Genomic DNA, 22,451 nt, shown 5'->3' with positions numbered 1-22,451 from the left:
TCAGGCAGCCTTGCTGTCGGCCGGCTTGGCCGGTGTGGCAGGCGCCGCTGCGTCATCCTTCTTGCTGCTGTGCGCGGCGATGAAGTCGGCATAGCCCTTCTGCACCAGCTCGTACGTCTTGTCGATATTGCCGGCGATGTCGCCATTCAGCACTTTCAAGCCGCCCAGAATGTCGCGCGCTTCCTTGAAGCCTTTTTCCATGCCGCCGCTGATGGTATCCATGAACTTGGTCAGGGCCGTATCGTCGTCCAGGCCGGGATTCTGTTTCTTGAAGGCGTCAAAAAATCCCGTCGACAGCGATACAATGCGGCTCGCCGTCGCTTCGGCGCTGTTGTCCTGCGAGGCCGCGTTCTGGATCGCGTCCTCGCCGTACTGGCCCTTCAACGCTTCATTGATGTTGGTGATGGCCGTCTTGTACAGCAGCGCCAGCGGCTCGTTCTCGGAACCGATCGACACGTTCAGCGAGGCCTGCATGATGGAGGCGTTCAATTGCAGCTTGCTGCGGTCGTTCACGCTCATTTCAGCGTTGACGCCGTCCTTTTGCTGGACTTTATCGTCCTTGCCGGCAACGCCCGTACTGACGGAAGTCACGGAAGGGGTGGAATTGCCGCTTGCGGCGATGGGAATTGACACGATAGACCTCCTTGAACGGGCAATGTATGCCACCATGCGGGAAACGCGATGATGACCATCCTCTCGTGTAGTATCGGCAGGTTTTCAGAAAACTGTAGCAGCGGCCGCTTTTAGGGGCCCGGATAACCAATCAAGCAACGACCATCAATGACTAACCAGACCTTTCTTTGGCACGACTACGAAACCTTTGGCGCCCAGCCGCGCCGCGACCGACCGGCCCAGTTCGCCGCCATCCGCACGGATGCCGAACTCAACGAGATCGGCGAACCCATCATGCTGTATTGTCAGCCTGCCAATGATTTCCTGCCCGACCCGCAATCGTGCCTGATCACGGGCATCACGCCGCAGCAATGTCTGCAGCTGGGCGTGTCAGAACACCAGTTCGCCGCCACCATCGAGGCGGCCTTTTCCGAGCCGGGCACGATCGGCGTGGGCTACAACACCATCCGTTTCGACGATGAAGTCACGCGTTTCCTGTTCTGGCGCAACCTGATCGACCCGTATGCGCGCGAATGGAAAAACCATTGCGGCCGCTGGGACATCCTCGACGTGGTGCGCATGACGCACGCGCTGCGCCCGGAAGGCATCGCATGGCCGAAGCGCGACGATGGCCAGACCAGTTTCAAACTGGAACACTTGAGCAAGGCCAATGGCCTGGTCCACGAAGCGGCGCACGATGCGCTGTCCGACGTGCGCGCCACCATCGCCCTGGCGCGCCTGATCAAACAGAAACAGCCGAAACTGTTCGAATTCTGCCTGGCGCTGCACAAGAAGGACAGGGTCGCCAGCGAAATGGGCATGCACTTGGCCGCTGGCGAGCGCCAGCCTTTCCTGCACGTGTCGGGCATGTTCCCCGCCGAACGGGGCTGCCTGGGCGTCGTCTGGCCGCTGGCCACGCACCCGAGCAATAAAAATGAAATCCTCGTCTGGGATTGCGCCTACGACCCGCGCGAACTGTTCCAGCTGGACGCCGACACCATCCGCACGCGCCTGTTCACGCGCAAGGAAGCCATGCCGGAAGGCATGACGCGCCTGCCCGTGAAAAGCGTGCACCTGAATAAGTCGCCCATGCTGGTCGGCAACTTGAAGACCTTGTCGCCGGCCATGGCCGCGCAATGGGGCATCGACGTGGACGCCGCGAAGATCAATGCCCAGCTGGCCGCCGCGGCGCCGAACATGGACGCCATCTGGGCCGAAGTGTTCCAGCGCCCGGGCGCGAACGTCGCGCTGGACGTGGATGAAGATTTATACAATGGTTTCGTCAGCAATGACGACCGCCGTTTGCTCGAATCCTTGCGTCGTGAAACGCCGGCCAAGCTGGCCACGGCCCGCCCCTCGTTTGCCGACGAACGCCTGCAGGAATTGCTGTTCCGCTACCGCGCCCGCAATTTCCCGCAAACCCTGAGCGAAGCGGAAAGCCTGCGCTGGGAACAGCACCGCGCCGCCCGACTATTCGACGGCGACGGCGGCGCCCGCACCATCGAAATGCTGTTTACGGAGATCGACGTGCTGTCGGAGTCGGTCGATGAGCGAGGGGAAGAGATTCTGGGCGAGCTGTACGACTATGCGGAGATGGTTGCGCCCATGCGCGACTGAAGGACCAGGGCGGCCAGGTAGGTCGGATTAGCGAGGCAAAGCCCCGCGTAATCCGACAACATTGTTGGCCCGAGCGTGGTGGTATCGGATTACGCGGCTACGCCGCTAATCCGACCTACGCCGCTTAAACCGCACGATGTTGATTGATCGCATCGCGCGTTTCAATGGCCACGCGCCGCGCCGCGTCGGCCCAGTCTTCGCCGTCCTGCGGCGTGGCGTAGATGATGGCGCGCGAGGAGCTGATCATCATGCCCATGCCGTTCGCCGTCTGGCCCGCGCCGACGGTGGCGGCGATGTCGCCGCCCTGGGCGCCGATGCCGGGCACCAGCAGCGGCATGTCGCCCACGATGGCGCGCACTTGCGCCAGTTCTTCAGGGAAGGTGGCGCCGACGACGAGCGCGCACTGGCCATTCTTGTTCCATTTCCCGGCCACCAGGCGCGCCACGCGCTGGTACAGCGGTTCGCCGTCCGTGTCGAGGAATTGCAGGTCCGAGCCGCCCGGGTTCGAGGTGCGGCACAGGATGATCACGCCGCGGTCTTTCCACGCCAGGTAGGGATCGAGCGAATCCTCACCCATGTACGGGTTCACGGTGACGGCGTCGGCGCCATAGCGTTCGAACGCTTCGCGCGCGTATTGCGTGGCCGTCGCGCCGATATCGCCCCGTTTCGCGTCGAGGATCAGCGGGATGTGCGGATAGTTCTCGCGCACGTAGCGGCAGATGTCTTCCAGCTGCTTTTCCGCGCCCAGCGCGGCAAAATAGGCGATCTGCGGCTTGAAGGCGCAGGCCAGGTCGGCCGTGGCATCGATGATGCGCGTGCAAAAGGTGGTGATTCCATCAGGCAAGTCGCGCAGTTCGGCCGGCAGTTTCGCCAGGTCGGGGTCCAGGCCCACGCACAGCAGGGAATTATTGGCCGTCCACGCGGCGGATAATTTATCGATGAAATTCACGGCACACCTTCTCTATATTCAGTTGCAAACCCCGTATTGTAACGCGGCGCAGGCCATGCAAGGCAGGCTGAGCCGGCGCCTGGCGCTTATTAAACCGACATGGCGGGCCGTTTCAGGTATATTTGCCCCACCTCCTTTACTCTGCACGGAACCCATCATGCAAATCATCAATCAATTCACCAAATGGCTGCGCCTGGCGCTGAGCGTCACCGTCCTGGCCGGCATCCTGACGGGCTGCGGCTACAACGACTTCCAGAGCAAGGACGAAGCCACCAAGGCCGCCTGGGGCGAAGTGGTCAACCAGTACCAGCGCCGCGCCGACCTGATTCCCAACCTGGTGAACACCGTCAAGGGCTACGCCACGCACGAACGCGAAACCCTGGAAGCGGTGACCAAGGCACGCGCCGCCGCCACCAGTTTCCAGATCACGCCCGAGGTGCTGAACGACCCGGCAGCCTTTGAAAAGTTCCAGCAAGTGCAGGGCCAGCTGTCGTCGGCCCTGTCGCGCCTGATGGTGGTGTCCGAGAAATACCCTGACCTGAAAGCCGATACCAGCTTCCGCGACTTGCAGTCGCAGCTGGAAGGCACGGAAAACCGCATCACCGTGGCGCGCCAGCGTTACATTGCCGCCGTACAGGATTACAACGTGCATGCGCGCAGCTTCCCGAACAACCTGACGGCGATGATCTTCGGCTACAAGGTCAAGCCTTCGTTCACGGTGGAAAACGAAAAAGCCATTTCGACCGCGCCGACCGTCAACTTCGGCAAATAAGATGAAAGCCTGGTCTTATCTGGCGGCGCTGGCGACGGCGCTGCTGCTGTGGTCGATGCCGCCGGCCGGCGCGCAGGGCTTGCAGCCCGTGCCGCCGCTGACCGCGCGCGTGACGGACAACGCCGGCATGCTCGACGCCAAACAAAAGGCGGCACTGGAAGGCGTGCTGGCCGATTACGAAGCCAAGACGGGCAGCCAGATCGCCGTGCTGCTGGTCAAGAGTACGGAACCGGAAGCCATCGAGCAATACAGCATCCGCGTGACGGATGCCTGGAAGCTGGGCCGCAAGGGCGTCGATGACGGCGTGCTGCTGATGGTGGCGAAGGACAACCCATCGTCCTTGCGCCGTTTGCGCATCGAGGCGGGCCGCGGCGTACAGGGCGTGCTGACGGATGCGCAATCGAAACGCATCCTGCAGGACGTGATCGCGCCGCATTTCAAGCAAAATGACTATTACGGCGGCCTGGTGGCCGGCATTGGCGCCATCGCTACCTTGCTGAACCAGGAACAATTCCCCGCACCGGCGCAAAAACAGGCCCCGGCGACTGTGGAAGCTGGCGGCCTGACCTTCTGGCTGCCGCTGCTGTTCTTTGGCTTTCTTGTGCTCGTGACCGTGTTCCGCTCGCGCGGCGGGCCGAACCGGCTGCAGCGCGGCAGCAACTGGTCCAGCGGCGCCACCGGTGTCGTGCTGGGCAGCATTTTGAGTCAGGCGCTGAACAACCGCAGTGGCGGAGGAGGCTTCGGCGGCGGCGGCGGATTTGGCGGCGGCGGCGGCGGCGGTTTCGGAGGCGGCGGCGGCGGTTTTGACGGTGGCGGCGCCTCGGGAGATTGGTAATGACGAAACAACTGACATTCGGACAGCGCTGTGGACGCGCCTTGAAACATTTGCGGGGCACGCCGGCCACGGCGCGCCAGGCCTTTCCAGAACGCACCCTGAAAGCCATCGAAACGGCGATTGCCGACGGTGAAACGATGCACCGGGCGGAAGTGCGCCTGATCGTCGAAGCGGCCCTGACGCCGGGCATGGCCTATCAGGGCGTGAGCAACCGCGAGCGGGCGCGCGAACTGTTCGCCCAGTATGGCGTGTGGGATACGGAAGACAACGTTGGCGTGCTGATCTATATCAACCTGGCCGAACACCAGGTCGATATCGTGGCCGACCGCAACGTGGGCCGACGCGTGACGCCGGAACAGTGGCAAGCCGTGTGCCGCACCATGACGGGCGGCTTCAAGGAAGGCAATTTCCACGACAGCACCTTGCACGCGCTGGCGCAGCTCAATACCCTGCTGCAAAGCCACTTCCCCGCCGATGGCACGCGCGGCAACCAGCTGCCGAACGAACCCATCCTCCTCTGATTCCCGCCCGGGGATTACAATCCGCCATGGCCCCGCAGCATGGCGGCGCCCCCACCCGCCGAGGAGAAAACATGAAACTGATCGATAAAACTGCCATCGTCACGGGCGCCACGCAAGGCATCGGCCTCGCTTGCGCCACCCGCCTGATCGCCGAAGGGGCGCAAGTGATGCTGGTCGACATCAAGGAAGAAGGCGCGCAGGCGGCCGCCGCCCTCGGCCCGCAGGCGCGCTTCTTTTGCGCCGACGTCAGCCAGAAGGCGGACGTCGACGCCATGCTAAAGGAAACGCTGGCCCAGTTCGGCCACATCGATATCCTCGTCAACAATGCGGGCGTCACGCATGCGGCCGATTTCCTCGACGTGTGCGAAGACGATTTCGACCGGGTCATGCGCATTAACCTGAAATCGATGTTCCTGTGCGGCCAGGCCGTGGCGCGCGAGATGGTCAAGCGCAACAGCGGCTGCATCATCAACATGTCCAGCGTGAATGCGGAACTGGCCATTCCGAACCAGGTGCCGTACGTGGTGTCGAAAGGCGCCATCAACCAGCTGACTAAGGTCATGGCCTTGAACCTGGCGCCGCACGGCGTGCGCGTCAACGGCATCGGGCCGGGCACCATCCTGACGGAACTGGCCAAGCAGGCAGTGCTGTCGAGCCCGCAGGCGCGCCACACGATTTTGTCGCGCACGCCGCTGGGCCGCTGCGGCGAACCGGAAGAAGTGGCCGGCATCGCCGCCTTCCTGGCCAGCGACGACGCCACCTACATGACGGGCCAGACCATCTATGTCGATGGCGGGCGCATGGCGCTCAACTACACGGTGGCCGTGAAGGAATGAAGGCTGACGCAGGTAGTTATATTAAAAAATAATAATAGATATCTAAAAATACCATTAGACACATATCGTGCGACGCAGCATAATGCACCTGTCTCCACTATTCTCCTCCAAGAAAATAGTTTTAAGCCCGCTTTCACCAGCGGGCTTTTTTTTGCCATGACTGCTGCAACATGGCCATTCTTGCCATGTCCCACAATCTTCCCGGTGATTCTGCTTGCCGCAAAAAAAATGTTGCGGCGTGTCATCAGCCCGTCATTTTCGCCCCCTATACTTGCTTCATCTGCTGTACAGGCAACCGATATGCCTGACTACAGACAGGTGTGCCGCCATGGCACACCACTCCCCTTTCATGACCGTGGCGGGCGCCGGCAAGGTGCGCGACAGGGTAAGTACCGAGCAACTCTCAACTCTTGACCCTTTCATTTGGGTTTTTGGCCCGCGCCCCCGCGGGCCTTTTTTTGCCCGCTCGGCAAACTCTTGCGCGAAAACACGATGACCCGCCATGCACATGGTATCGTGACGGCCTCTCCACCGTCCTGACGCATCATGCCCGCACTATTTCTGGAACTCTGTTTTGCCGACCGCTACGAACGCCTGCGCTACCGCACGGCCCTGCTGTTGTATGTGCTGGTGATTTTGATCGGCGACATCCCCGGCGTGCGCGCGGACGTGGGCCAATATGCGTCGGGCGGCGTGCTGCACTCCTTCGGCTATGGCGTGCTGGCACTGATCCTGTTCAGCGGCACGGCCGGCGGCATGGCCCGCCGGGCGCTGCTGTCGGTGCTGATGGTGGCGGCCATGGGCGCGCTGGACGAATTCATCCAGAGTTTCCTGCCTTACCGCCACGGCGCCGTCAGCGACTGGGTGGTCGATATCACGGCCGCGACGGCGGTCTGCCTGCCGCTGTATTTCCTCTGGCCGAAAATGGTCGCCGGCGCCCTGGGCAAGGGCGCGCCGCAGCCCGAAGCCTGAACTGGCGCGAGATACGGCGCCGCCCGTCAGGCACGGTCCGCTTCGCTATCCTGCAATGCCAGCCGCAACTGCCCCTGGCCGCGCGCGCTGCGCGTGCCCAGGCACCGCATCAGGGCGCGCGCCTCGCGCCGGCTGCCCGCACCCAAGGCACGTGCCGCATCGCGCTGCATGTCCAGCAACTGTTCCGAGCGCGCCAGCAGCACCAGGCCATGCAAGGCCTGGGTCAGGACATGGCGCGCACGGGCATCGCGCGCGGTGCCGCCGACGGCCAGCACCAACTCATCGATCAGTTTTGCGGTAGAGCCAGATGACATTTTTTCTCCCGATTGAACAGTGAGGAAACGTGCAGCCGCACGAAGTGGTAATTGCCAGCATCTTTTATACCAAGCGCGGCAATAAGACGCTTGATCTAGCTCAATCGGCAATGTCGGCCTCCGAACATTCGTGTTCCGCCATGCTCTTACATGCAGCAATCGCTGCCATCCGCAATCACCGCGGGTGCCGATCCTGAGTGTGCGACCATGAGGAGACCAAAATGAGATCGAAAACAACCCTGCTGCTGACCGGCCTGACATGCGCCTTGCTGGCGGCCTGCCATTCCACGGAGAATGCCAGGCTGGCCCGTAACAACAGTGGCGAAACCTATGCCGCGCCGGCCGGCACGACGCCGCAAAGCAGCACGCCGGCCAGCAGCACGGCCAGCACCGCCACCGATACCAGCAACGCCGCCATGAGCAACGAGATGAACCAGTCCACCATGAACATCCGTTCGGCCACGGTGCAATCGATAGAGACCGTACCGCGCGGCATGGACCAAGGCAGTGCCGACATGCAGGCGGGCACGTCAGGCACCGCCGGCAGCACCTCGGGGGCCGCCGGCAATATGCTGTACCGCGTCACCCTGCGCCTGGACGACGGCACGACGCGCACCTTCGTGCAAAATACCCAGCCCGCCTTCCAGATCGGCGACCGGGTCAGCGTGCAGAAAGGCGTGATGCAGCGCTATTGAGATGCTTGAGATGCGCCGATGCCGGCCCATATTTGCCTCCCCCTGGCCGCACTTGGCATGCACGTGGCACGCATTGGGCACGCCGTTGGCAAGCTTCAGGCCAGCGCCAAGGTCAGCGGCCGGCTGCGCCCCTGCACCACAGCCGAAGGCCAGGCCGGGTCGTGCGTCAGGTTGTGCAATTGGCTGCCGTCGAGCAGAAAGGTGTCTTCCACCGTGCTGCCGGGCAGGCTGGGGTGGAAGGCCAGCGCCATGCCACGCTTGAGGATGATTTCCGTGTGCGCGCCCGCCGCCACTTCGGGTGCCAGGTAGCCATGGATGCCCCCCTGCCGGCTGGTGCGCACCGTGTCGGGCTGGCCCGCATACGCGTAGGCGCTGTCGAGCGCGTGATACACCATGCTCAGTGCATGGCCCGTTTCGCAAGCGTCGAGCGCCACCGCTTCCAGCGCCAGCATGGCGGCATCGGCATCGTCCATGCACACGGCCGCGCCATCGGCGCGATGCTGCGCCGGACCAAAGCGCCGCTGGCGGCTGAGACTGGCGCACAGGCCGAAACGCCGCGCGCACAGGGCGAGCACGGCTTGCCCGCCCAGCACAACCTGGGCGGGCGGCGCACGCCGGTAACGCTGTCGGCGGTCTTCGCCGCTGACCAGCACGTGCACGGCCTGCAAGCCCCGCAGCCACAGCGCGCGCACGCAGGCGGCAGCCAGTTCCTGCTCGCTCCAGCCGGGCCGGGCCTGGCGCAGCGCGTCCGCAGCCGCGCTGGCGGCCAGCTGCCCCACCTGCCGGTAGCGCCACTGTTCCGATTCCAGCAGCACCAGCCGCTCTTCGCGCAGGGCCACGGGCAGGCTGCGTTCGTGCAAGCCTGGCCGGTCGGACAGGACAGGCAAGCCGCCGGCCGCATGCTGCACGAAATGCTCGCGCAATTCATACAGCTGCGGCTGCATCCAGGGCGACACTTGCCACGTCCATGGCCCGCGCACTTCCTCCTCGCGCATGCGCATGGCTTCGGCTTCGTCCGTCAGGATGTAGGCGGCGTCGCGCGTCACCAGCACTTCCGCGCAGCCGCATTCGGCCGTATGGCAATGGCTGTTCGACGCACCCGCCGTGGCCCAAGCAAACCAGTCCACCCCGCGCAGGCGCACGGCGCCGGCACGCTCCTGCTCCAGCCAGCCACGCATCTGCGCCAGCTTGTGCGCCACTTCCAGTTCCAGCGGCCAGTTCATGGCCGCTCCTCGTCCGGGTTCAGGCGCGGCACCACCGCGCCTGCCCTGCCTGGCGCCAGCCGGGCCTCCTGTTGCTCATGCATAGCTGCTCCCTTTCTACATGGAGACGTAAGACCCGCATGCGCATGAAAAGTTCAGCGCCGGGAGTTGTCACAGGCTTGCAGTCTATGACTTCCCTCCATTTTTGCAAGCAGCTATTTCGCCAGTTCGATCAGCACTGCCGTGTACATCTGCAGATTCAGCAGCAGCTGTTTTTCCGTGATGAACTCATGTTCGGAGTGCCCCGTGTAGACGGTGTGCGGCATGGCCGGGCCGAAGCTGACGGCGTTCGGGAACAGCCGAGAATTGGTGCCGCCGCCAATCGCCACCGGTTGCGGCTTCGCCATGCCCGTGTAGTGTTCGAAGACGGACAATAACGTGGGAATCTGCGGCGCGTCCGTCTGCAGCCACGGCTCGCCGATCTGCACCTGCAAGGTGGCTGGCACGTGGCGCCGCGCTTTCCAGCCATCGAAGGCGGCCGTCACCTGCTGCTGCAGCAAGGCCGCCGTCTTGCCTTGCGGACGGCGCAGATTGATGTTCAGTTCCAGCGCGCCGCCTTGTTGCTTGAGCACGGTGGGCGCCACCGTCATCGGCCCCATGAAGCCGTCGCGGTAGGCGATCTGGCCGAAGCGCTCGCCGTGAATGCCCGTGCCCACCAGTTCATTCAGGAACGACAGCATATCGGCCGCCTGCGTCCCCTGCCACGGCTGCACGGCCAGCGCATCGGCCAGCATGCTGATGGCGTTGACGCCGTCTTCCGGCTTCGACGAGTGGGCCGACACGCCCAGCGCCGTCACCGTCAAGGTGCCGCCATCGCGCGCGTAGCTGTAGCGCATGCCCTTTTGCTGCTGCGCGCGGGCGCGGATGGCCGCTTCCAGCGTGGCCGGCGCGCGCTCGATGACGGCTTGTGCGTCTTCCGGGATCTGGCTGCCGAAAAAGCCGCCCGTCAGCTTCTTCAGCACGGGGCCGCCATCGGCCGGCATTGCCGTGCGCGGCGGCACGGTCAGCTTGATGGAGCCGTAGCCCTTCTCGGCCGTCACCACCGGGTATTCCGCGTCAATGGTGATGTTCACTTGCGGCGGCGTGTGGGTATTGAGGAACTGTTTCAGCGGTTCCCAGTCCGACTCCTCGGCCATGTAGACGTACAGCTCGATGCGCTTGCTCAGCGGCACCTGTTTATCCTGGATGGCTTTCATCGCATACAGGGCCGTGGCGATGGGCCCCTTGTCGTCTTCCGTGCCCCGTCCCAGCAACTTACCCGGCTCGCTGGTGCGGTCCAGCTCGAAGGGCGAACGGGCCCATTTGGCGGGGTTCACGGGCTGCACGTCGCCGTGCGTGATCACGCCCACGCGCTCGCTGCCATTGCCCATGCCGATGATCACCACGTGGCCATGGTCGTGGAAGTCGAAACCCAGGCGCTGCGCCTCGGCCGCCAGATAGCGTTTAAAACCCGTGTGCTGGGGATTGTCGGCAAACGGCACGGCCGGGTCGGCCACCGTGTTGTAGCTGATCATCTTCGCCAGGCTGGCGATCAGCGGTTCCGGATAGGTGGCCAGCGCGTAGCGGGCCGTGTCCTGCGCCTGCTGGCTGACGGGCGCGGCGTGAACGGAGGGCTGCAGCAGCAAGCCGATCAGGGATAGAAAAACGGGTTTCTTGAACATGACGGGGTACATGAAGTGGGGAGGGCCACTCTAGCACCGCCCGCGCCGATTTCCAATCGACACGAGTTTTTTACCGATCAGTACGCAAATTCCCGATTCGCATTATCATGTACACAGCCTGTCTTCCCCACCACGCCTTTCATGGGTGACCCTGCCAGCGTCAGGGGATAGACAAATCGTCCATTGTGATTTTCCACCACGTCCCGATATCGCTACCATGATTCCATTTTCCATACTCGACCTCGCGCCCATCGCCGAAGGCAGCAACGCCAGCCAGTCGTTCAAGAACACGCTCGACCTGGCGCAGCACGGCGAACGCTGGGGCTATCACCGCTACTGGCTGGCCGAACACCACGGCATGCCCGGCATCGCCAGCGCCGCCACGGCCGTCGTGATCGCCCACGTGGCGGCCGGCACCAAAACCATCCGCGTGGGCGCGGGCGGCGTCATGCTGCCGAATCACTCGCCGCTCGTCATCGCGGAACAGTTCGGCACCCTGGAAGCGCTGCACCCGGGCCGTATCGACCTGGGCCTGGGCCGAGCGCCCGGCTCCGACCAGACGACGGCGCGCGCGCTGCGCCGCGACTTGCAGTCCGACGCGGAACAATTCCCGCAGGACGTGCTGGAATTGATCGACTATATGTCCGACGAGCCGCGCCAGCGCGTGCTGGCCGTGCCCGGCAAGGGCGCGAAAGTGCCCGTGTGGATACTGGGCTCGAGCCTGTTCGGCGCCCAGCTGGCCGCTCACCTGGGCTTGCCGTATGCGTTCGCCTCGCACTTCGCGCCGCAAATGATGATGCAAGCCGTGGCCTACTACCGCGAACACTTCAAGCCGTCGAAGCAGTTAGCGAAACCGTACGTAATGCTGGGCTTTAACGTCTTTGCCGCCGACACGGATGCGGAAGCGCACTTGCGCGCCACGTCAATGCAGCAGGCGTTCGTTAACCTGCGCACGGGCCGCCCGTCGCGCTTGCAGCCGCCCGTGCCCGGTTACCTGGAACAGCTGGGCCCGCAGGAACGCGCGATGCTCGATTCCGTCCTGTCCTGCACCGCCATCGGCGCGCCGGCGACCGTCAAGGCGAAGATGGCCGCCTTCATCGCCGAGACGGGTGCGGACGAACTGATGATCACCTCGCAGATTTTCGAGCACCAGCACCGGCTGCGCTCGTATGAAATCACGGCGCAAGTGCATGCGGAGCTGGCCCGGCCACAGTAACTGACAGTTTTCCTCCCTCGGTATTTCCCCAAATACCCTTTTCCCGGCCGTCGGCAACGATCGCCGGGATTTTTTTGTTCACCGCTCCGCCGCAAAATCGGCCGCGCCCGGCAAGAAATGTGCCACCCCGCTATCATGCTCATCCAAAAGCATTATTCCAAGAAAGCTGTACCGCATGAAATCTGCAAGCTCTTCCGTCGATGCCAGCACCCTGCTGAGCTCCACCCGCATCCTGTTGTTCGCCCTGTCCGCCGGCGTGCTCGTCGCCAGCCTCTACTACGTGCAGCCGCTCACGTCCATGCTGGCCGCCTCGTTTGGCGTCAGCGTGCCGCAAGCGGGCTATCTGGTCACGGCCACGCAGATCGGCTACGTGCTGGGCATCGTTTTTCTCGTGCCACTCAGCGACGTGCTGAACCGCCGCCAGTTGCTGACGTGGATGCTGATCGCCAAGATCGGCGCCCTGCTGCTGGCAGCGACCAGCCAGAACATCATCGTCTTTGCCATCGCCAGCGTCTTGATGGGCATCACATCCAGCGCATTGATGGTGGTCACGGCCATGGTGGCGTCGTATGCGCCCGACCACAGCCGGGGCCGCATGGTGGGCACCGTCATGACGGGTTTATTATTGGGCATCTTGCTGGCGCGTACCGTGTCCGGCACCGTGTCGCAAATCAGCGGCGGCTGGCGCACCGTCTACGTGCTGGCCGCCATCGTCGTCGCGGCCCTGCTCGTCATGCTGCGCCGCATCCTGCCAAACGAGGCGCCGCGCGGCAAGCTGCAATACGGCAAACTGATGGCGTCGCTGGCCGACATCATCCGCCAGGAACCCTTGCTGCGCCAGCGCGCCCTGTTCTCGGGCCTGGGCCTGGGCACCTTCAGCGTGTTCTGGACGGGCCTGACCTTCTTGCTCAGCGGCGCGCCGTATCACTACTCGGAAATGCAGATCGGCCTGTTCGGCCTGGCGGGCGCCACGGGCGCCTTTGCCGCCAACACGGCGGGCCGCATGGCCGACCGCGGCTATGCGCGCCAGGCCACGTGGCTGCTGGCCGTGGCCTCGATCGCGGGCTGGGCATTGATCGGCTTCGGCGCCCATTCGCTGGCGCTGCTGTTGATCGGTATCGTCCTGCTGGACATGGGCGTGATGGGCTTGCAAGTGACGCACCAGTCCATCATCTATAAACTGGCGCCGCATGCGCGGGCCAGGGTCACCACCGTGTTCATCGCAGGCGGCTTCATCGGCGCATCGGCAGGCTCGGCGCTGGCCAGCGCCAGCTTTGCCGCCGGCGGCTGGCCCGCCCTGTGCATGGTGGGCGGCGCCATGCCGCTGTTGCTGCTGATCGTGTGGAGCAAGTACCGCCACACGCAGCGCAGGCTGGAACGGGCGGCTTGATCCGGCGCTGCGGCACCAACAATGTTGTCGGATTACGCGCTGGCGCGCTAACCCGACCTACGCACTTGCTCCAAGCGAACAGGCGTAGGTCGGATTAGCGCGGCGAGGCCGCGCGTAATCCGACAACGTTGCTTGCACGGACCACGTCTTATTTCGCGGCTTGCCCGCGCGCCTTGCCGAACGCATCGCCCGCCTTCCAGGCCGGCATCCTGGCCGCATTCGCCACGGCTTGCCCCAGGTTCAGGGTGAATTGCGCCTGCTGCGTCATGCCGGACAGATCCCAGCTGGCGTCGTACTCATCGGTGACTTGATGGTAGCGGGGGCCGTAGGCGGCCGCCTTGGCTTTCGACGCTGCCACGTCCTTGATGTACTCGCGTCCGCCATTGATGGAAAACGCGGGCACGCCCGCCTTGGCAAAGCTGAAATGGTCGCTGCGAAAGTAGCCGCCGGCCAAGTCGGGGCGCGCTGGCGCGATATGCATGCCCATGGCTTTCGCCACCGTGGCGGCCATGACGCCCAGCTCCGTGCGCTCGCTGCCTTGCGCGCCGATGTCGTGCGTGGCGCCCACGAAATTCAGGCTGTCCAGGTTCAGCGCGGCGGCCGTCTTGTCCAGCGGCCACAGCGGGTCGGCCGCGTAGGCGGCGCTGCCCAATAGCCCCTGTTCCTCGGCCGCCACCCACAGGAAGATCTGCGTGCGTTTTGCCGGCTTTTTCACGGCTTCCTGCGCCATGGCCAGCAAGCCGGCCGTGCCGGAAGCGTTGTCGACGGCGCCGTTGTAAATCGTGTCTCCAGAGTCACCCTGCTTGCCCAGGTGATCCCAGTGGCCGCTGTAGAGGACGGCTTCATCTTTCAATTTCGGATCGGTGCCCGGCACCATGCCGGCGATATTGAACTGCTCCACCTTGCGCACGGCGGACTTCATGTCGCCCGACAGCTTGGCGTTCAAGGCGACGGCCTTGAAATCCTTGTTTTCCGCCTGCGCGCGCAACGCGTCCAGGTCTTGCCCGCCGGCCGCAAACAAGCGACGCGCCGCCTCTTCCGCGATCCAGCCCTGCAGCGGCGTGCCGGCCGTGCGGTCGGCCAATTGGAAGCGCTCGCTGCCACTCCAGCTGTTCTGCACGACGCTCCAGTCGTACGATGCGGACGGTTTCGTGTGGATCAGCAATACGCCCGCCGCGCCCTGGCGCTTGGCTTCCTCGAATTTGTAGGTCCAGCGGCCATAATAGGTCAGCGCCTTGCCGGCGAAGCGGTTCGGATCAAGCGCGGTCGGTTGCGGGTCGTTGACCATCATGACGACGATCTTGTTTTTGACATCGACACCCTTGAAATCGTTCCAGCCCTCTTCCGGCGCCGTGATGCCGTAGCCGACGAAAACGAGCGGCGCGTCGAACGTGTGCGCGGCAACAGAGTCGCCCGTGGCCCACACCCAGTCCGGACCGAACGCCAGCGGCACGGCCTTGCCGCCCGCCACCGCCTGCAGGCTGCTCTCGGCAGGCAGCGACTTCACACCGGCAATTTGCACGCTCTGGCGGTAGCTGTTGCCGCGCACGGGTTGCAGTCCGGCCATCTGCGCCTGGGTTTCCAGATACGCCACCGTCAGGTCGGCGCCGCGCTGGCCCGTGCCCCGGCCTTCGAGCAAATCGTTGGACAGAAAGGCCAGGTGGGCGCGCAAGGGCGCTTCCTGCACCACGGGCAAACCGGTAGCGGCCTGGGCGGAAAACGCCAGCGTCAGGCTGGAAGCGAGCGCCGTGACGGCCAGGGAAGAAAACAGCTTCTGCATAAGATCCTTTGGGTAAGAGGAGACATTCAGTCCGGCGGATAGCCGGGCCGGCGATTGTATGCCATGGGGAAGGCAAGGCAAAATGCGGACGAAAAAAATCCCCGCAGCAAGGCGGGGATGTCATGGCCGAGTAAATTACACGAGCAAGGCGGCCGCCAACGATTCGATCTCTTCGGCCGATTCCTCGAGTATCGTGTGCAGGGTGCTGCCGCCGATGCCGAAGTCGATCTTCGCCGCCGCCTGGCGCCGCGCGGCGCTTTCCGGCGGGTGCAGGGGCGAGCCGACGGGCGACAGATCGTTGGCCAGCACCAGGGTCGCGCCCAAGGTGCGGGGCGGGAACGTGCTGCCGCCGTGCCACATGCCTTCCACCGCCTGCAAGACCATGTCCGGCACTTGCAGCTGGCGCAGCACGCCGCGGCCGATCAGCTTTTCGCCGTATTCGATCCAGTCTTCGGTATTGTCGTCGAGCAAGCCTGGATACTCCTCCGCGCGCGACAGCAAATAAAAGCCGCCTACCTCGTGCACGATGGCGGCGAACATGGCCGTTTCCACGTCCACGTGCGTGACTTTGCGGGCGATGACCTGGCTCAGCGCGGCCACATGGGCCGTATGTTCCCACAACCTGGCCGCCTTGGCGCGCAATTGCGGGTCCGTAATCTGGCTACCCAGCTGGCGCACGATGACGGACGCCACCATCGATTTCAAGGTGGCAAATCCCAGGCGCGAAACGGCTGCGCGCACATTGGCGATTTCGTTGCCGGAACGGTTGTAGGCGGCCGAGTTGGCCAATGCCACGACCCGCGCCGACAGCAGCGGCTCGGCCATGACCATGCGGGCGGCCGCTTCGATATGGCAATCGGGGTCGTCCAGCGCTTCCTGCAGCTTCAAGGTGGCCTTGACGTTGGCGGGGAACGTCAGCTCGCCCTTGCTCGCTTGCAACGCGATAATCTTGAATACTTCCAGTCTGTCCATGGGTCAATCTCCGGTACGGGCCTGTGCAGGCGCTGCTATGTGGATGGGCCGGGAATGCGCATGTATCCCCGGCCTGGCTCCCGTTTCCGGCAATATTACAGCAAGTTTATACGCAAACCTATTACTTTCCGGAAACTTTCCCTGCCACGCCTTCGACAAAATAATCCATCTTCGTCAGCGCCGCATCGTCCAGCACGCCTTTGTCCAGGCGCACTTTGCCATCGTTATCCTTGATCGGTGCGCTGAAAGGATTGAGTTTTCCAGCTACCAACTCTTTCTCGCGCGCCAAGACAAACTGTTTCACATCGGCGGGCACGGCAGCGTTGATGCCTTCCAGCTTGACCATGCCATCCTTGATTCCGCCCCAGGTGCTGCTGGACTTCCAGGTGCCGTCGAGCACGGCCTGCGCCTGCTTCGTGTAGTACTCGCCCCAGTGGTGGGTGACGGCCGCCAGCTGCGCCTTCGGCCCGTACTTTTTCATGTCCGAGTGATAGGCGATCGCATACTTGCCCTTCTCTTCCGCCGCCTGCACCACGGCCGTCGAGTCCGTGTGGTGGGTGACCACGTCGGCGCCCTGGCCGATCAGCGTGATGGCCGCGTCGCGCTCCTTGCCCGGGTCGAACCAGCTATTGACCCACACCACTTTCACTTCCGCCTTCGGGTCGACGCTGCGCATGCCGCGCGTGAAGGCGTTCACTCCCTGCAACACTTCCGGGATGGGGAATGCCGCCACATAACCGGCCACATGCGTCTTGCTCATCTTGCCCGCCAATACGCCAGCCAGATAGCGGCCCTCGTAGAAACGGGCATTCGTGTTGGCCACGTTGACGGCCGTCTTGTAGCCAGTCAGATGGATGAACTTCACATTAGGAAATTGCTTCGCCACTTTCAAGGTCGGATTCATGTAGCCGAACGACGTCGTGATGACCAGCTTGCTGCCCGTTTGCGCCAGGTCGCGGATCACGCGCTCCGCATCGGCGCTCTCCGGCACGTTTTCCACGTATTTGGTGGTGATCTTGTTGCCCAGCGCCTTTTCCATTTCCTTGCGCGCCTGATCGTGCTGGGTAGTCCAGCCCGCGTCGCCGATGGGGCTGATGTAAACGAAACCGACATTCAGCGGCGCGGCGGCCATGGCAGGCATGGCGGACATCAGCGTGGCACTGCAGACGGCGGCGCACAGTAATTTCTTGGACATGGTTTTCCTTGTGGTGAGTGATTAATTTCCGGGATTGAAATTTTTCCCCAGCGAAGCGGGCATGTTGAGCTTGATGTAATTGGCATTGCTGGAAATGAGCACGAGCACGACGATGGCCGCCACATACGGCAGCATCGACAGCAGCTGCGAGGCGATGGGCACGCCCAGCGCCTGCGCGTGGAAAGTCAGAATCGTGATGCCGCCGAACAAATAGGCGCCGCCGACCACGCGCGCCGGGCGCCAGGTGGCAAAGGTGGTCAGCGCCAGCGCGATCCAGCCCCGTCCCGCCACCATGCCCTCGACCCACAGCGGCGTGTAGACGAGCGAGAGGAAGGCGCCGGCCAGGCCGCAGCAGGCGCCGCCGAACAGCACGGCCGCCAGGCGGATGCGCCGCACGGGATAGCCGAGCGCATGCGCGGACGACGGCGACTCGCCCACGGCGCGCAGCACCAGGCCCGCCCGCGTGCGGTACAGAAACCAGGCGATGGCCAGGCACAGCAGCAAAGACAGATACACCATAGCATGCTGGCGGAACAGGGCCGGCCCCAGCACGGGAATGTCTTCCAGGTACGGGATGCCGAAGCGGCCATTCTGCAGGCTGTTACCCACATACTTCAAGCCGATGTACGTGGACGCGCCCGCGCCGAACAGCGACAAGGCCAGGCCCGTCGCATATTGGTTCGTGCCCAGCCATACGGTCAGCCAGGCAAAGAAGCCGGACAGCACCATGCTGGCGCCCGCCCCCGCCAGAAAGCCCAGCGTGGGGCTGCCCGTGTTGACGGCCACGGCAAAACCTGTGATGGCGGACACCAGCATCATGCCTTCCGCGCCCAGGTTCACCACGCCCGCCTTTTCATTCACTAATAAACCGAGGGCGGCGAGCATCAGCGGCGTGCCCGCATTGATGCTGGCCGCGATCAATGGCGCGATGGTGAGGGCCAGGTTATCCATGTTTCCTCCAGCGCAGTTTATATTGGATCAGCACGTCGCAAGCGAGCAAGGCGAACAGCAAGATGCCCTGAAACACGCCCGTGATGGCGCTGGGCAGACCCAGGCGCGATTGCGCCAGTTCGCCGCCGATATAGAACAGGGCCATGACGAAGCTGGAAAAAATCACGCCCACGGGATGCAGCCGTCCCACGAAAGCGACGATGATGGCGGCAAAGCCGTAGCCGGGCGAGACCGTGGGCGTGAGCTGCCCCATCGGTCCCAGCACTTCGCAGGCGCCCGCCAGTCCGGAAAGGGCGCCACAGATCAGCAACGACGACCACAAGGTCTTACGCGAGGAAAAGCCCGCGTACCGCGCGGCGGCCGGCGCCATGCCGCCCACGCGCAGGCGAAAACCCGCAATGCTTCTGGATAGATACAGCCAGCCGCCCAAGGAAGCGAGCAAGGCAAACACGATGCCGATGTGCAAGCGCGTATCGCTGATCACCATCGGCAACAGCAAGCCGTCCGACAGCAGTTTCGACTGGGGAAAATTAAACCCTTCCGGATCGCGCAGCACGCCATACACGAGATAGCTGAGCAGCAATTGGGCGATGTAGACCAGCATCAGCGAGACGAGGATTTCGCTGGCGTTGTAGCGGTCGCGCAGCCAGGCCACCAGGCCCGCCCACACCATGCCGCCCGCCATGCCGGCCAGCAAGGACACGCCGATGACGGTCGCGCCGCCCACGCCATCGTCCAGGTACAGGGCCGCCGCGCCGCCGCAGATGGCGCCCAGGGTCAGCTGCCCTTCCGCGCCGATGTTATAGATGTTGGCGCGAAAACAGATGGCCAGGCCCACGGCGATCAGCAGCAAAGGCGCCACCTTGAGGCCCAGCTCGGACCAGCCGTGCGCGTCGCGCAAGGGTTCGACAAAGAACACGGCCAGGCCCGCCAGCGGATCGTGGCCCAGCGCGATAAACAGCAGCGCGCCGCACAGCACTGTCAGCAGCACGGCCAGCACGGGCGACAGCCACGACATCAACCGCGACGGTGTGGGACGGGCTTCCAGGCGCAAGGCAAACTTAGCCATGGATAGCCTCCTGCGGCCACAGCCCGCTCATCCATTGTCCCACCTGCGCCACGCTGGCCTCGGCCACGTCGAGGGACGGCGATATTTTTCCTTTTGCCATCACCAGCAAGCGGTCGCTGATCTCGAACAATTCATCGAGTTCTTCCGACACGACGAGCAGCGCGCAACCCGCGTCGCGCAAGGCCAGCAATTCGGCGCGGATTTGCGCGGCCGCGCCCACGTCCACGCCCCAGGTCGGCTGCGCCACCACCAGCACGGTGGGCTCGCGCATGACTTCGCGTCCGACTATGTATTTCTGCAAGTTACCGCCCGACAGGCTGCGCGCCAGCGCTTGCGGCCCGCCCGCCTTCACCTGGAAGCGGGCAATGATGGCGGCCGCCCGCTGCGCGATGACCTTGTGGCGCACGAAACCGTGGCGGATGGTGGCGGGGGTCTGCAAGCTCAACAACACGTTGTCGGCCAGCGGCATATCGGGTACGGCGCCCCGCCCCAGCCTTTCCTCCGGTACGAAGCCGAAACCGAGGGCGCGCCGGCGGCCCGGCGGCAAGCGCCCGGCAGGCGTGCCGTTCAGCACGATGCTGGCGGGGGCAGCGCGCATGTCCTCACCCGACAGGGCCGCGAGCAATTCCTGCTGGCCATTGCCGGACACGCCCGCGATGCCGACGATCTCGCCCGCGCGCACGTCGAAATGGATATCGATCAATTGCGTGGCGAACGGGTGGCTCTTCGGCAGATCCAGCTGCCGCACGCTCAGCATGGCCGCGCCCGGCGTGCGCGCCACGCGCGTGACGGCGGGCGGCTCGGCGCCGATCATCATGCGCGACAGGCTGGCCGCCGATTCCTGCGTGGGGTCGCACACGCCCGCGTTCTTACCGGCGCGCACCACCGTGCACGTATGGCACAGGGCGCGGATCTCGTCGAGCTTGTGGCTGATGTAGAGGATGCTGCAGCCTTCGGCCGCCAGCTGGCGCAAAGTGCTGAACAGTTTTTCCACGGCGCCCGGCGTCAGCACGGACGTCGGTTCGTCAAGGATCAGCAGCTGCGGCTTGGCCAGCAAGGCGCGCACGATTTCCACGCGCTGGCATTCGCCCACGGATAGCGTGTGCACGTGGCGCTGCGGTTCCAGGTCCAGGCCGTACTGGCGCGCTGTGTCTTCGATGCGCTGCGCCAGCTCCGCCATGTTGGTGCCGGAGGGCAAACCGAGGGCGATGTTTTCCGTCACGGTGAGGGTGTCGAACAGGGAAAAATGCTGGAACACCATGGCGATGCCGAGCGCACGCGCGGCCGACGGGTTGGCGATCTCGACCTCGCGGCCATTCCACAGGATGCGGCCGCCGTCGGGCTGCACGGCGCCGTAGATGATTTTCATCAAGGTCGATTTGCCGGCGCCGTTTTCGCCGAGCACGGCGTGGATCTGCCCCGGCTTGACGGTAAGGCAGATGCCGTCATTGGCCACCACGGCGGGATAGCGCTTGCTGATATCGAGTAATTCCAGGCGTGCCGTCATTGTTTTTTTCGTGCCTCGCTGCAGGGTCGCCGGCATCGTCGCCGGTGGGAAAAATCAAGCTGTTGTCTCTATCGTATCGGCATCCGCGGCGCTTGGGGGACGGCGTGGCGGCGCGCATTTCTATTTCCGCAAAAAAACAACACCTGTATACAATTTTGAAAAAAATTATCAGCTTTACAGCGGCCGCCTTGCCCCGCAAGGGCGAGAAGGTGCGATGATTATATGCAAGTAATGATAGTCAGTATGCAGACAAGACATATCGCCCGGCGCGGCGATTCTCGCATCATGGATTGAACGGCGCGCAATTTGCCCCATCGCAGCGCATCGTGCGGGCTACGCGCCCTGCCATCCCGAATATCCGTTTTTCAACACCGCCATCAGGAGCCGAAAGTGCCAAAAACCATACCGTGTCTATTGCTCTGCCTCACCGCCACCCTCGGCGTGGGCGCGACCGCCCAGGCTGCCGAATGGAGCGATACCGCGCTGAGCTGGCGCGCCGGCAATGATTACCGCGAACCGTTCAATCCGGACCACATCAAGAAAAACATCTTCGCCATCACGCACGCCAGCGGCTACAAATACGGCAGCAATTTCGTCAACCTCGATTTCCTGATGTCCGACAGCAAGGACCCTGGCGCGCTCGGCAAGACGTCCGGCGCGCAGGAAGCCTACCTGGTGTACCGCAACACCATCGACATCGGCAAGGTGCGCGGCAGCGACATCAAGTTCGGCCCCGTGCGCGGCGTCGGCGTCACCCTCGGTTTCGACGTCAACACAAAAAATGACGTCGGCTACAATTCGCGCAAGCGCATGCTGGTGGCCGGCCCGACCCTGATGTGGGACGTGCCCGGCTTCTTCAACACCAGTCTGCTGTTGCTGCGCGAAAGCAACGCCCCCAGCGGCGCCTTCCCGCCCATCTCGCAAGTGACGGGCCGCTACACGTATAAAACGCACGCCATGCTGACGGGCGCCTGGGCCATTCCCCTGTCGCCGCTGTTCTCGTTCGAAGGTTTCTTTAACCTCATCGATTCCAAAGGCAAGGATGAAGTGGGGCGCGACACGGCGGTGGAAACGAATATCGACATGCAGGTGATGTACGACGTGGGCGCGGCCCTGGGCAGCGCCAAGAACACCTTCCGCGTGGGCCTGGAATACCAGTACTGGAAGAACAAGTTCGGCAACTCACCCGCCACCACGGGCAACGTGGGCCAGACGGCGAAGACGCCGATGGTGCGCGCGGAATACCATTTCTAAGAATCATTGTCACGCATCAACACACACGGTCGCGCCTGATGCCAGCATGAAGCTTTCCTGCTGGCGGAGAG

At 63.8% G+C, this 22,451-nt stretch carries 21 protein-coding genes; 10 read left to right on the top strand and 11 right to left on the bottom strand.

The genetic code is table 11. The annotated features are described in order from the left end of the window. Entirely contained in the window at positions 1 to 633 is a 633-nt protein-coding gene (locus ACQ4W4_RS14125; protein WP_436542535.1) for a DUF5610 domain-containing protein, read from the bottom strand. A gap of 147 nt (positions 634 to 780) precedes the next feature. Between ACQ4W4_RS14125 and sbcB the strand changes: the two genes are divergently transcribed. After that, on the top strand, positions 781 to 2,229 hold the full coding sequence (gene sbcB, locus ACQ4W4_RS14120; RefSeq protein ID WP_436542534.1) for an exodeoxyribonuclease I: 1,449 nt from the start codon (positions 781 to 783) through the stop codon (positions 2,227 to 2,229). A gap of 124 nt (positions 2,230 to 2,353) precedes the next feature. On the opposite strand, the gene pyrF is transcribed toward sbcB, so the two are convergent. Continuing rightward, complete coding sequence (gene pyrF / locus ACQ4W4_RS14115) at positions 2,354 to 3,178, bottom strand: orotidine-5'-phosphate decarboxylase (protein ID WP_436542533.1); 825 nt, start codon at positions 3,176 to 3,178, stop codon at positions 2,354 to 2,356. 157 nt (positions 3,179 to 3,335) lie between these two features. On the opposite strand from pyrF, the gene ACQ4W4_RS14110 reads away from it, so the two are divergent. The 5 genes from ACQ4W4_RS14110 (at position 3,336) to ACQ4W4_RS14090 (ending at position 7,114) form a co-directional block, all read left to right on the top strand. Beyond that, entirely contained in the window at positions 3,336 to 3,950 is a 615-nt protein-coding gene (locus ACQ4W4_RS14110; protein ID WP_436542532.1) for a LemA family protein, read from the top strand. A 1-nt stretch (position 3,951) separates the two neighbouring features. After that, positions 3,952 to 4,785, top strand: coding sequence for a TPM domain-containing protein (locus tag ACQ4W4_RS14105; RefSeq protein ID WP_436542531.1), 834 nt, complete (start codon positions 3,952 to 3,954; stop codon positions 4,783 to 4,785). Beyond that, on the top strand, positions 4,785 to 5,306 hold the full coding sequence (locus ACQ4W4_RS14100) for a TPM domain-containing protein (RefSeq protein ID WP_436542530.1): 522 nt from the start codon (positions 4,785 to 4,787) through the stop codon (positions 5,304 to 5,306). Before ACQ4W4_RS14105 ends, ACQ4W4_RS14100 begins: the two co-directional genes overlap by 1 nt. Before the next feature lie 71 nt (positions 5,307 to 5,377). Beyond that, positions 5,378 to 6,142 carry an SDR family NAD(P)-dependent oxidoreductase gene (locus ACQ4W4_RS14095; RefSeq protein WP_086139598.1) on the top strand — a complete coding sequence of 255 codons (765 nt, stop codon included), beginning with the start codon at positions 5,378 to 5,380 and terminating at the stop codon, positions 6,140 to 6,142. Between the two features lie 546 nt (positions 6,143 to 6,688). After that, positions 6,689 to 7,114, top strand: coding sequence for a VanZ family protein (locus ACQ4W4_RS14090; protein WP_436542529.1), 426 nt, complete (start codon positions 6,689 to 6,691; stop codon positions 7,112 to 7,114). Positions 7,115 to 7,140: 26 nt separating this feature from the next. Here the strand turns inward: ACQ4W4_RS14090 and ACQ4W4_RS14085 are convergent, their stop codons facing one another. Next, positions 7,141 to 7,428: a hypothetical protein gene (locus ACQ4W4_RS14085; RefSeq protein WP_436542528.1), complete on the bottom strand. Its 288-nt coding sequence runs from the start codon at positions 7,426 to 7,428 to the stop codon at positions 7,141 to 7,143. 221 nt (positions 7,429 to 7,649) lie between these two features. Between ACQ4W4_RS14085 and ACQ4W4_RS14080 the strand changes: the two genes are divergently transcribed. Further along, positions 7,650 to 8,123 carry a hypothetical protein gene (locus ACQ4W4_RS14080; protein ID WP_436542527.1) on the top strand — a complete coding sequence of 158 codons (474 nt, stop codon included), beginning with the start codon at positions 7,650 to 7,652 and terminating at the stop codon, positions 8,121 to 8,123. Between the two features lie 95 nt (positions 8,124 to 8,218). Here the strand turns inward: ACQ4W4_RS14080 and ACQ4W4_RS14075 are convergent, their stop codons facing one another. Together ACQ4W4_RS14075 and ACQ4W4_RS14070 are read right to left on the bottom strand one after the other, a co-directional pair. Further along, positions 8,219 to 9,346, bottom strand: coding sequence for a M24 family metallopeptidase (locus ACQ4W4_RS14075; RefSeq protein WP_436542526.1), 1,128 nt, complete (start codon positions 9,344 to 9,346; stop codon positions 8,219 to 8,221). 194 nt (positions 9,347 to 9,540) lie between these two features. Further along, positions 9,541 to 11,046 (bottom strand): dipeptidase, encoded by a 1,506-nt coding sequence (locus ACQ4W4_RS14070; protein WP_436542525.1) that lies wholly within the window; start codon positions 11,044 to 11,046, stop codon positions 9,541 to 9,543. A gap of 217 nt (positions 11,047 to 11,263) precedes the next feature. Between ACQ4W4_RS14070 and ACQ4W4_RS14065 the strand changes: the two genes are divergently transcribed. Both ACQ4W4_RS14065 and ACQ4W4_RS14060 read left to right on the top strand, forming a co-directional pair. Further along, positions 11,264 to 12,262 (top strand): LLM class flavin-dependent oxidoreductase, encoded by a 999-nt coding sequence (locus tag ACQ4W4_RS14065; protein ID WP_436542524.1) that lies wholly within the window; start codon positions 11,264 to 11,266, stop codon positions 12,260 to 12,262. Between the two features lie 175 nt (positions 12,263 to 12,437). After that, entirely contained in the window at positions 12,438 to 13,652 is a 1,215-nt protein-coding gene (locus ACQ4W4_RS14060; RefSeq protein WP_436542523.1) for an MFS transporter, read from the top strand. A gap of 148 nt (positions 13,653 to 13,800) precedes the next feature. Here the strand turns inward: ACQ4W4_RS14060 and ACQ4W4_RS14055 are convergent, their stop codons facing one another. From ACQ4W4_RS14055 to ACQ4W4_RS14030, 6 genes are all read right to left on the bottom strand, one after another. Then, positions 13,801 to 15,432, bottom strand: a complete 1,632-nt coding sequence (locus ACQ4W4_RS14055) for a M28 family peptidase (RefSeq protein WP_436542522.1) — start codon at positions 15,430 to 15,432, stop codon at positions 13,801 to 13,803. A 135-nt stretch (positions 15,433 to 15,567) separates the two neighbouring features. Next, positions 15,568 to 16,404 carry an HDOD domain-containing protein gene (locus ACQ4W4_RS14050; RefSeq protein ID WP_070218149.1) on the bottom strand — a complete coding sequence of 279 codons (837 nt, stop codon included), beginning with the start codon at positions 16,402 to 16,404 and terminating at the stop codon, positions 15,568 to 15,570. 121 nt (positions 16,405 to 16,525) lie between these two features. After that, positions 16,526 to 17,599, bottom strand: coding sequence for a BMP family ABC transporter substrate-binding protein (locus ACQ4W4_RS14045; protein WP_436542521.1), 1,074 nt, complete (start codon positions 17,597 to 17,599; stop codon positions 16,526 to 16,528). 21 nt (positions 17,600 to 17,620) lie between these two features. Continuing rightward, on the bottom strand, positions 17,621 to 18,550 hold the full coding sequence (locus tag ACQ4W4_RS14040; protein ID WP_436542520.1) for an ABC transporter permease: 930 nt from the start codon (positions 18,548 to 18,550) through the stop codon (positions 17,621 to 17,623). Next, positions 18,543 to 19,619 carry an ABC transporter permease gene (locus ACQ4W4_RS14035; RefSeq protein ID WP_436542519.1) on the bottom strand — a complete coding sequence of 359 codons (1,077 nt, stop codon included), beginning with the start codon at positions 19,617 to 19,619 and terminating at the stop codon, positions 18,543 to 18,545. The genes ACQ4W4_RS14040 and ACQ4W4_RS14035 overlap by 8 nt, the downstream gene beginning before the upstream one ends. Next, positions 19,612 to 21,126, bottom strand: a complete 1,515-nt coding sequence (locus ACQ4W4_RS14030) for an ABC transporter ATP-binding protein (RefSeq protein ID WP_436542518.1) — start codon at positions 21,124 to 21,126, stop codon at positions 19,612 to 19,614. Before ACQ4W4_RS14030 ends, ACQ4W4_RS14035 begins: the two co-directional genes overlap by 8 nt. A gap of 390 nt (positions 21,127 to 21,516) precedes the next feature. Between ACQ4W4_RS14030 and ACQ4W4_RS14025 the strand changes: the two genes are divergently transcribed. Next, positions 21,517 to 22,380 carry an outer envelope protein gene (locus tag ACQ4W4_RS14025; RefSeq protein ID WP_436542517.1) on the top strand — a complete coding sequence of 288 codons (864 nt, stop codon included), beginning with the start codon at positions 21,517 to 21,519 and terminating at the stop codon, positions 22,378 to 22,380. The last annotated feature ends 71 nt before the right edge of the window (positions 22,381 to 22,451 follow it).

The sequence above is a fragment of the Janthinobacterium glycogeni genome, from assembly GCF_051380725.1.
Classification (GTDB): Bacteria; Pseudomonadota; Gammaproteobacteria; order Burkholderiales; family Burkholderiaceae_D; genus Janthinobacterium.
The sequence above is the reverse complement of the archived record's forward strand: the minus strand, read 5'-3'. Positions and strand labels throughout refer to the sequence as shown.

Excerpts from the sequence above, each read along its gene's own strand:
- sbcB (WP_436542534.1), top strand. The coding sequence starts at position 781 with ATGACTAACCAGACCTTTCTTTGGCACGACTACGAAACCTTTGGCGCC.
- ACQ4W4_RS14110 (WP_436542532.1), top strand. The coding sequence starts at position 3,336 with ATGCAAATCATCAATCAATTCACCAAATGGCTGCGCCTGGCGCTGAGC.
- ACQ4W4_RS14105 (WP_436542531.1), top strand. The coding sequence starts at position 3,952 with ATGAAAGCCTGGTCTTATCTGGCGGCGCTGGCGACGGCGCTGCTGCTG.
- ACQ4W4_RS14100 (WP_436542530.1), top strand. The coding sequence starts at position 4,785 with ATGACGAAACAACTGACATTCGGACAGCGCTGTGGACGCGCCTTGAAA.
- ACQ4W4_RS14095 (WP_086139598.1), top strand. The coding sequence starts at position 5,378 with ATGAAACTGATCGATAAAACTGCCATCGTCACGGGCGCCACGCAAGGC.
- ACQ4W4_RS14090 (WP_436542529.1), top strand. The coding sequence starts at position 6,689 with ATGCCCGCACTATTTCTGGAACTCTGTTTTGCCGACCGCTACGAACGC.
- ACQ4W4_RS14085 (WP_436542528.1), bottom strand. The coding sequence starts at position 7,428 with ATGTCATCTGGCTCTACCGCAAAACTGATCGATGAGTTGGTGCTGGCC.
- ACQ4W4_RS14080 (WP_436542527.1), top strand. The coding sequence starts at position 7,650 with ATGAGATCGAAAACAACCCTGCTGCTGACCGGCCTGACATGCGCCTTG.
- ACQ4W4_RS14075 (WP_436542526.1), bottom strand. The coding sequence starts at position 9,346 with ATGAACTGGCCGCTGGAACTGGAAGTGGCGCACAAGCTGGCGCAGATG.
- ACQ4W4_RS14070 (WP_436542525.1), bottom strand. The coding sequence starts at position 11,046 with ATGTTCAAGAAACCCGTTTTTCTATCCCTGATCGGCTTGCTGCTGCAG.
- ACQ4W4_RS14065 (WP_436542524.1), top strand. The coding sequence starts at position 11,264 with ATGATTCCATTTTCCATACTCGACCTCGCGCCCATCGCCGAAGGCAGC.
- ACQ4W4_RS14060 (WP_436542523.1), top strand. The coding sequence starts at position 12,438 with ATGAAATCTGCAAGCTCTTCCGTCGATGCCAGCACCCTGCTGAGCTCC.
- ACQ4W4_RS14055 (WP_436542522.1), bottom strand. The coding sequence starts at position 15,432 with ATGCAGAAGCTGTTTTCTTCCCTGGCCGTCACGGCGCTCGCTTCCAGC.
- ACQ4W4_RS14050 (WP_070218149.1), bottom strand. The coding sequence starts at position 16,404 with ATGGACAGACTGGAAGTATTCAAGATTATCGCGTTGCAAGCGAGCAAG.
- ACQ4W4_RS14045 (WP_436542521.1), bottom strand. The coding sequence starts at position 17,599 with ATGTCCAAGAAATTACTGTGCGCCGCCGTCTGCAGTGCCACGCTGATG.
- ACQ4W4_RS14040 (WP_436542520.1), bottom strand. The coding sequence starts at position 18,550 with ATGGATAACCTGGCCCTCACCATCGCGCCATTGATCGCGGCCAGCATC.
- ACQ4W4_RS14035 (WP_436542519.1), bottom strand. The coding sequence starts at position 19,619 with ATGGCTAAGTTTGCCTTGCGCCTGGAAGCCCGTCCCACACCGTCGCGG.
- ACQ4W4_RS14030 (WP_436542518.1), bottom strand. The coding sequence starts at position 21,126 with ATGACGGCACGCCTGGAATTACTCGATATCAGCAAGCGCTATCCCGCC.